This is a genomic window from Salmonella sp. SJTUF15570 (genome assembly GCF_043357055.1).
In the GTDB taxonomy this organism is placed as follows: domain Bacteria; phylum Pseudomonadota; class Gammaproteobacteria; order Enterobacterales; family Enterobacteriaceae; genus Salmonella; species Salmonella enterica.
The window spans coordinates 1-7,690 of record NZ_JBEUKJ010000026.1; the positions used below are offsets into that span (position 1 = coordinate 1).

The 7,690-nt window shown below is 54.3% G+C and carries 6 protein-coding genes and 2 pseudogenes; 5 read left to right on the plus strand and 3 right to left on the minus strand.

All coding sequences use genetic code 11. The annotated features are described in order from the left end of the window. Positions 1-52: 52 nt before the first annotated feature. Together ABVN44_RS24435 and intI1 are read right to left on the minus strand one after the other, a co-directional pair. Positions 53-757, minus strand: coding sequence for an IS6-like element IS26 family transposase (locus tag ABVN44_RS24435; RefSeq protein ID WP_001067858.1), 705 nt, complete (start codon positions 755-757; stop codon positions 53-55). A 301-nt stretch (positions 758-1,058) separates the two neighbouring features. After that, positions 1,059-2,072 (minus strand): class 1 integron integrase IntI1, encoded by a 1,014-nt coding sequence (intI1, locus tag ABVN44_RS24440; protein WP_000845048.1) that lies wholly within the window; start codon positions 2,070-2,072, stop codon positions 1,059-1,061. Positions 2,073-2,238: 166 nt separating this feature from the next. On the opposite strand from intI1, the gene estX reads away from it, so the two are divergent. The 5 genes and pseudogenes from estX to ABVN44_RS24465 form a co-directional block, all read left to right on the plus strand. Continuing rightward, positions 2,239-3,081, plus strand: coding sequence for an alpha/beta fold putative hydrolase EstX (gene estX / locus ABVN44_RS24445; RefSeq protein WP_001456218.1), 843 nt, complete (start codon positions 2,239-2,241; stop codon positions 3,079-3,081). Positions 3,082-3,176: 95 nt separating this feature from the next. After that, the gene (locus ABVN44_RS24450; protein ID WP_129339425.1) at positions 3,177-3,785 is read left to right on the plus strand and encodes an HAD family hydrolase; all 609 of its coding nucleotides are present in this window, start codon (positions 3,177-3,179) and stop codon (positions 3,783-3,785) included. Between the two features lie 57 nt (positions 3,786-3,842). Further along, positions 3,843-4,681, plus strand: a pseudogene (locus ABVN44_RS24455) (AadA family aminoglycoside 3''-O-nucleotidyltransferase). A gap of 214 nt (positions 4,682-4,895) precedes the next feature. Continuing rightward, entirely contained in the window at positions 4,896-6,155 is a 1,260-nt protein-coding gene (locus ABVN44_RS24460; protein WP_000095725.1) for a chloramphenicol efflux MFS transporter CmlA1, read from the plus strand. Positions 6,156-6,247: 92 nt separating this feature from the next. Further along, positions 6,248-6,874: pseudogene (locus ABVN44_RS24465) on the plus strand (AadA family aminoglycoside 3''-O-nucleotidyltransferase); the annotation flags it as partial. Between the two features lie 48 nt (positions 6,875-6,922). Here ABVN44_RS24465 and ABVN44_RS24470 read toward each other — a convergent pair. Beyond that, positions 6,923-7,627 (minus strand): IS6-like element IS26 family transposase, encoded by a 705-nt coding sequence (locus ABVN44_RS24470; RefSeq protein WP_001067858.1) that lies wholly within the window; start codon positions 7,625-7,627, stop codon positions 6,923-6,925. Positions 7,628-7,690: the final 63 nt, after the last annotated feature.

Sequence of the window (7,690 nt, forward strand, 5' to 3'; positions counted from 1 at the left end):
GGCACTGTTGCAAAGTTAGCGATGAGGCAGCCTTTTGTCTTATTCAAAGGCCTTACATTTCAAAAACTCTGCTTACCAGGCGCATTTCGCCCAGGGGATCACCATAATAAAATGCTGAGGCCTGGCCTTTGCGTAGTGCACGCATCACCTCAATACCTTTGATGGTGGCGTAAGCCGTCTTCATGGATTTAAATCCCAGCGTGGCGTTGATTATCCGTTTCAGTTTGCCATGATCGCATTCAATCACGTTGTTCCGGTACTTAATCTGTCGGTGTTCAACGTCAGACGGGCACCGGCCTTCGCGTTTGAGCAGAGCAAGCGCGCGACCATAGGCGGGCGCTTTATCCGTGTTGATGAATCGTGGGATCTGCCACTTCTTCACGTTGTTGAGGATTTTACCCAGAAACCGGTATGCAGCTTTGCTGTTACGACGGGAGGAGAGATAAAAATCGACAGTGCGGCCCCGGCTGTCGACGGCCCGGTACAGATACGCCCAGCGGCCATTGACCTTCACGTAGGTTTCATCCATGTGCCACGGGCAAAGATCGGAAGGGTTACGCCAGTACCAGCGCAGCCGTTTTTCCATTTCAGGCGCATAACGCTGAACCCAGCGGTAAATCGTGGAGTGATCGACATTCACTCCGCGTTCAGCCAGCATCTCCTGCAGCTCACGGTAACTGATGCCGTATTTGCAGTACCAGCGTACGGCCCACAGAATGATGTCACGCTGAAAATGCCGGCCTTTGAATGGGTTCATGTGCAGCTCCATCAGCAAAAGGGGATGATAAGTTTATCACCACCGACTATTTGCAACAGTGCCGTCGGGTGTTTCCACACCCTCGGCTACCACCTCCATTGTCGTTTTCAGAAGACGGCTGCACTGAACGTCAGAAGCCGACTGCACTATAGCAGCGGAGGGGTTGGATCCATCAGGCAACGACGGGCTGCTGCCGGCCATCAGCGGACGCAGGGAGGACTTTCCGCAACCGGCCGTTCGATGCGGCACCGATGGCCTTCGCGCAGGGGTAGTGAATCCGCCAGGATTGACTTGCGCTGCCCTACCTCTCACTAGTGAGGGGCGGCAGCGCATCAAGCGGTGAGCGCACTCCGGCACCGCCAACTTTCAGCACATGCGTGTAAATCATCGTCGTAGAGACGTCGGAATGGCCGAGCAGATCCTGCACGGTTCGAATGTCGTAACCGCTGCGGAGCAAGGCCGTCGCGAACGAGTGGCGGAGGGTGTGCGGTGTGGCGGGCTTCGTGATGCCTGCTTGTTCTACGGCACGTTTGAAGGCGCGCTGAAAGGTCTGGTCATACATGTGATGGCGACGCACGACACCGCTCCGTGGATCGGTCGAATGCGTGTGCTGCGCAAAAACCCAGAACCACGGCCAGGAATGCCCGGCGCGCGGATACTTCCGCTCAAGGGCGTCGGGAAGCGCAACGCCGCTGCGGCCCTCGGCCTGGTCCTTCAGCCACCATGCCCGTGCACGCGACAGCTGCTCGCGCAGGCTGGGTGCCAAGCTCTCGGGTAACATCAAGGCCCGATCCTTGGAGCCCTTGCCCTCCCGCACGATGATCGTGCCGTGATCGAAATCCAGATCCTTGACCCGCAGTTGCAAACCCTCACTGATCCGCATGCCCGTTCCATACAGAAGCTGGGCGAACAAACGATGCTCGCCTTCCAGAAAACCGAGGATGCGAACCACTTCATCCGGGGTCAGCACCACCGGCAAGCGCCGCGACGGCCGAGGTCTTCCGATCTCCTGAAGCCAGGGCAGATCCGTGCACAGCACCTTGCCGTAGAAGAACAGCAAGGCCGCCAATGCCTGACGATGCGTGGAGACCGAAACCTTGCGCTCGTTCGCCAGCCAGGACAGAAATGCCTCGACTTCGCTGCTGCCCAAGGTTGCCGGGTGACGCACACCGTGGAAACGGATGAAGGCACGAACCCAGTGGACATAAGCCTGTTCGGTTCGTAAACTGTAATGCAAGTAGCGTATGCGCTCACGCAACTGGTCCAGAACCTTGACCGAACGCAGCGGTGGTAACGGCGCAGTGGCGGTTTTCATGGCTTGTTATGACTGTTTTTTTGTACAGTCTATGCCTCGAGCATCCAAGCAGCAAGCGCGTTACGCCGTGGGTCGATGTTTGATGTTATGGAGCAGCAACGATGTTACGCAGCAGGGCAGTCGCCCTAAAACAAAGTTGTACGTAGAACTCGAAGGCAATTTAAGTATGAAAGAAAAGGTAGTTGTTGATAAAGCGATTTCACTCTATACCGAATCATTCGGCGACCCGGCCCATGAACCCATTATTCTGATCATGGGGGCAATGTCGTCTGCGGTGTGGTGGCCTGATGAGTTTTGTTCCCAACTTGCCAAAATGGGTCGCTATGTGATCCGGTACGACCACCGTGATACCGGGAAATCAACAAGCTATGAGCCAGGTCAGGCTCCATATTCCGTTGAAGAATTAGCAGATGATGTGGTTCGCGTCATTGATGGTTATGGTCTGGAAGCTGCTCATTTAGTCGGCATGTCTTTGGGGGGATTTCTTTCCCAGCTTGTAGCTCTCAAGTATCCGAAACGTGTGAAGAGCTTGACGCTGATTGCTTCAGAACGGCTTGCAGATGCAGATCCGGATATGCCCGCTTTTGATCCTGCCATCATTGAGTATCACCAACGGGCGGAATCGCTGGATTGGTCTGATAGAGATGCTGTCGTCGCGTATCAGGTCGGAGCGTGGCGAATCAACTCAGGTACTGCGCATGCTTTTGACGCTGAGAAGATACAAAACATCGCTGAGTTAAATTTTGATCGCACTCCGAATATCCTGACAACATTCAACCACACTACTTTAGGTGGTGGCGAGAGATGGCTCGGGAGATTAAATGAGATAGCTGTACCAACTTTGATCATTCACGGCACGGAGGATCCTGTACTTCCTTATGTGCATGGGTTGGCACTGAAAGATGCGATTCGTGGTTCAAAAATGCTGACACTCGAAGGCACGGGACATGAGTTGCATCATGAAGACTGGCCGAGGATTATCCAGGCGATTAAGGGGCAAACGTCATAGCTATCGGTTGCACCGTACAACAAGTTGCTGCACCGGAAAAATTACTCGCTGCGCTCGCAATTTTCCGGTGAGCAAGGCGTTAGCGCCCACAACGCATGTCTCTCGCACTCTTTGACTTCGATGGCACAATTACCACTCGCGAGACGATGCCGGATTTTGTGCGGCGGTCCGTGAGCCGACGTCGACTGCTTGTGGGACAACTGCTTCTGGCGCCGCTCGTGCTTGGGTATAAGATTGGGATCTTGTCTGGCACCCTGATCCGTCGCGTCATCGTTCGCTTCGCTTACAGCGGCATCCCGGCCTCGGTCCTGGAGGCCCAAGGTCGTGACTTCGCTCAGAGCTACCTGCCCAATACCCTCCGCGGCGAGGCAATGCAGCGCATCGCATGGCACAAAGCGCAGGGGCACAAGGTTGTCGTTGTTTCCGGCGGACTTGAGGCTTACTTGGAGCCGTGGTGCGACTCGCACGGCGTTGAGCTCATCTGTTCTTCCTTGCAACAGTCGGACGGAATCCTAACGGGCCGCTATGAAGGGCGGCAGTGCGTCTTGACGGAGAAGGCTCGCTTGGTCCGTGAGCGCTACGACCTGGCGACATATCCGACCATCTACGCGAACGGAGACACGCCGGAGGACCTGGATATGCTGGCCATTGCTACTAAGCAGTACTATCAGTGGCAAGAGGTTGGCGTCGCAGGTGGGCGCTAACAAGTCATTCAAGCCGACGCCGCTTCGCGGCGCGGCTTAATTCTGGTGTTAGACATCATGAGGGTAGCGGTGACCATCGAAATTTCGAACCAACTATCAGAGGTGCTAAGCGTCATTGAGCGCCATCTGGAATCAACGTTGCTGGCCGTGCATTTGTACGGCTCCGCAGTGGATGGCGGCCTGAAGCCATACAGCGATATTGATTTGTTGGTTACTGTGGCCGTAAAGCTTGATGAAACGACGCGGCGAGCATTGCTCAATGACCTTATGGAGGCTTCGGCTTTCCCTGGCGAGAGCGAGACGCTCCGCGCTATAGAAGTCACCCTTGTCGTGCATGACGACATCATCCCGTGGCGTTATCCGGCTAAGCGCGAGCTGCAATTTGGAGAATGGCAGCGCAATGACATTCTTGCGGGTATCTTCGAGCCAGCCATGATCGACATTGATCTAGCTATCCTGCTTACAAAAGCAAGAGAACATAGCGTTGCCTTGGTAGGTCCGGCAGCGGAGGAATTCTTTGACCCGGTTCCTGAACAGGATCTATTCGAGGCGCTGAGGGAAACCTTGAAGCTATGGAACTCGCAGCCCGACTGGGCCGGCGATGAGCGAAATGTAGTGCTTACGTTGTCCCGCATTTGGTACAGCGCAATAACCGGCAAAATCGCGCCGAAGGATGTCGCTGCCGACTGGGCAATAAAACGCCTACCTGCCCAGTATCAGCCCGTCTTACTTGAAGCTAAGCAAGCTTATCTGGGACAAAAAGAAGATCACTTGGCCTCACGCGCAGATCACTTGGAAGAATTTATTCGCTTTGTGAAAGGCGAGATCATCAAGTCAGTTGGTAAATGATGTCTAACAATTCGTTCAAGCCGACCGCGCTACGCGCGGCGGCTTAACTCCGGCGTTGGGCGCACAATAAGGCTCCTTGCAGAGTTGCTTGAAAGTTGTTACGATTCAAATTCAATCATGAGATAGTCAGCAGATGAGCACTTCCAAGAACGCAGACAAGTAAGCCGCAGCAACCTTCATTTTTCGGTTGTTGCGGCGTTCTCATGAATCCTTTTGCTCTACGGGAGCGCCGCCAAATCCTTTGTTCAAGGAGATGGTTTCGTGAGCTCAAAAAACTTTAGTTGGCGGTACTCCCTTGCCGCCACGGTGTTGTTGTTATCACCGTTCGATTTATTGGCATCACTCGGCATGGACATGTACTTGCCAGCAGTGCCGTTTATGCCAAACGCGCTTGGTACGACAGCGAGCACAATTCAGCTTACGCTGACAACGTACTTGGTCATGATTGGTGCCGGTCAGCTCTTGTTTGGACCGCTATCGGACCGACTGGGGCGCCGCCCCGTTCTACTGGGAGGTGGCCTCGCCTACGTTGTGGCGTCAATGGGCCTCGCTCTTACGTCATCGGCTGAAGTCTTTCTGGGGCTTCGGATTCTTCAGGCTTGTGGTGCCTCGGCGTGCCTTGTTTCCACATTTGCAACAGTACGTGACATTTACGCAGGTCGCGAGGAAAGTAATGTCATTTACGGCATACTCGGATCCATGCTGGCCATGGTCCCGGCGGTAGGCCCATTGCTCGGAGCGCTCGTCGACATGTGGCTTGGGTGGCGGGCTATCTTTGCGTTTCTAGGTTTGGGCATGATCGCTGCATCTGCAGCAGCGTGGCGATTCTGGCCTGAAACCCGGGTGCAACGAGTTGCGGGCTTGCAATGGTCGCAGCTGCTACTCCCCGTTAAGTGCCTGAACTTCTGGTTGTACACGTTGTGTTACGCCGCTGGAATGGGTAGCTTCTTCGTCTTTTTCTCCATTGCGCCCGGACTAATGATGGGCAGGCAAGGTGTGTCTCAGCTTGGCTTCAGCCTGCTGTTCGCCACAGTGGCAATTGCCATGGTGTTTACGGCTCGTTTTATGGGGCGTGTGATACCCAAGTGGGGCAGCCCAAGTGTCTTGCGAATGGGAATGGGATGCCTGATAGCTGGAGCAGTATTGCTTGCCATCACCGAAATATGGGCTTTGCAGTCCGTGTTAGGCTTTATTGCTCCAATGTGGCTAGTGGGTATTGGTGTCGCCACAGCGGTATCTGTGGCGCCCAATGGCGCTCTTCGAGGATTCGACCATGTTGCTGGAACGGTCACGGCAGTCTACTTCTGCTTGGGCGGTGTACTGCTAGGAAGCATCGGAACGTTGATCATTTCGCTGTTGCCGCGCAACACGGCTTGGCCGGTTGTCGTGTACTGTTTGACCCTTGCAACAGTCGTGCTCGGTCTGTCTTGTGTTTCCCGAGTGAAGGGCTCTCGCGGCCAGGGGGAGCATGATGTGGTCGCGCTACAAAGTGCGGAAAGTACATCAAATCCCAATCGTTGAGAGAATGTGGCAAGCTATCGCCCAACAAATCGCTGCAGCCGACCCAAAACCGCTACGCGGTTTCGGTCGGCTGAGCTCAGGCGTTAAACATCATGAGGGAAGCGGTGATCGCCGAAGTATCGACTCAACTATCAGAGGTAGTTGGCGTCATCGAGCGCCATCTCGAACCGACGTTGCTGGCCGTACATTTGTACGGCTCCGCAGTGGATGGCGGCCTGAAGCCACACAGTGATATTGATTTGCTGGTTACGGTGACCGTAAGGCTTGATGAAACAACGCGGCGAGCTTTGATCAACGACCTTTTGGAAACTTCGGCTTCCCCTGGAGAGAGCGAGATTCTCCGCGCTGTAGAAGTCACCATTGTTGTGCACGACGACATCATTCCGTGGCGTTATCCAGCTAAGCGCGAACTGCAATTTGGAGAATGGCAGCGCAATGACATTCTTGCAGGTATCTTCGAGCCAGCCACGATCGACATTGATCTGGCTATCTTGCTGACAAAAGCAAGAGAACATAGCGTTGCCTTGGTAGGTCCAGCGGCGGAGGAACTCTTTGATCCGGTTCCTGAACAGGATCTATTTGAGGCGCTAAATGAAACCTTAACGCTATGGAACTCGCCGCCCGACTGGGCTGGCGATGAGCGAAATGTAGTGCTTACGTTGTCCCGCATTTGGTACAGCGCAGTAACCGGCAAAATCGCGCCGAAGGATGTCGCGGCACTGTTGCAAAGTTAGCGATGAGGCAGCCTTTTGTCTTATTCAAAGGCCTTACATTTCAAAAACTCTGCTTACCAGGCGCATTTCGCCCAGGGGATCACCATAATAAAATGCTGAGGCCTGGCCTTTGCGTAGTGCACGCATCACCTCAATACCTTTGATGGTGGCGTAAGCCGTCTTCATGGATTTAAATCCCAGCGTGGCGTTGATTATCCGTTTCAGTTTGCCATGATCGCATTCAATCACGTTGTTCCGGTACTTAATCTGTCGGTGTTCAACGTCAGACGGGCACCGGCCTTCGCGTTTGAGCAGAGCAAGCGCGCGACCATAGGCGGGCGCTTTATCCGTGTTGATGAATCGTGGGATCTGCCACTTCTTCACGTTGTTGAGGATTTTACCCAGAAACCGGTATGCAGCTTTGCTGTTACGACGGGAGGAGAGATAAAAATCGACAGTGCGGCCCCGGCTGTCGACGGCCCGGTACAGATACGCCCAGCGGCCATTGACCTTCACGTAGGTTTCATCCATGTGCCACGGGCAAAGATCGGAAGGGTTACGCCAGTACCAGCGCAGCCGTTTTTCCATTTCAGGCGCATAACGCTGAACCCAGCGGTAAATCGTGGAGTGATCGACATTCACTCCGCGTTCAGCCAGCATCTCCTGCAGCTCACGGTAACTGATGCCGTATTTGCAGTACCAGCGTACGGCCCACAGAATGATGTCACGCTGAAAATGCCGGCCTTTGAATGGGTTCATGTGCAGCTCCATCAGCAAAAGGGGATGATAAGTTTATCACCACCGACTATTTGCAACAGTGCC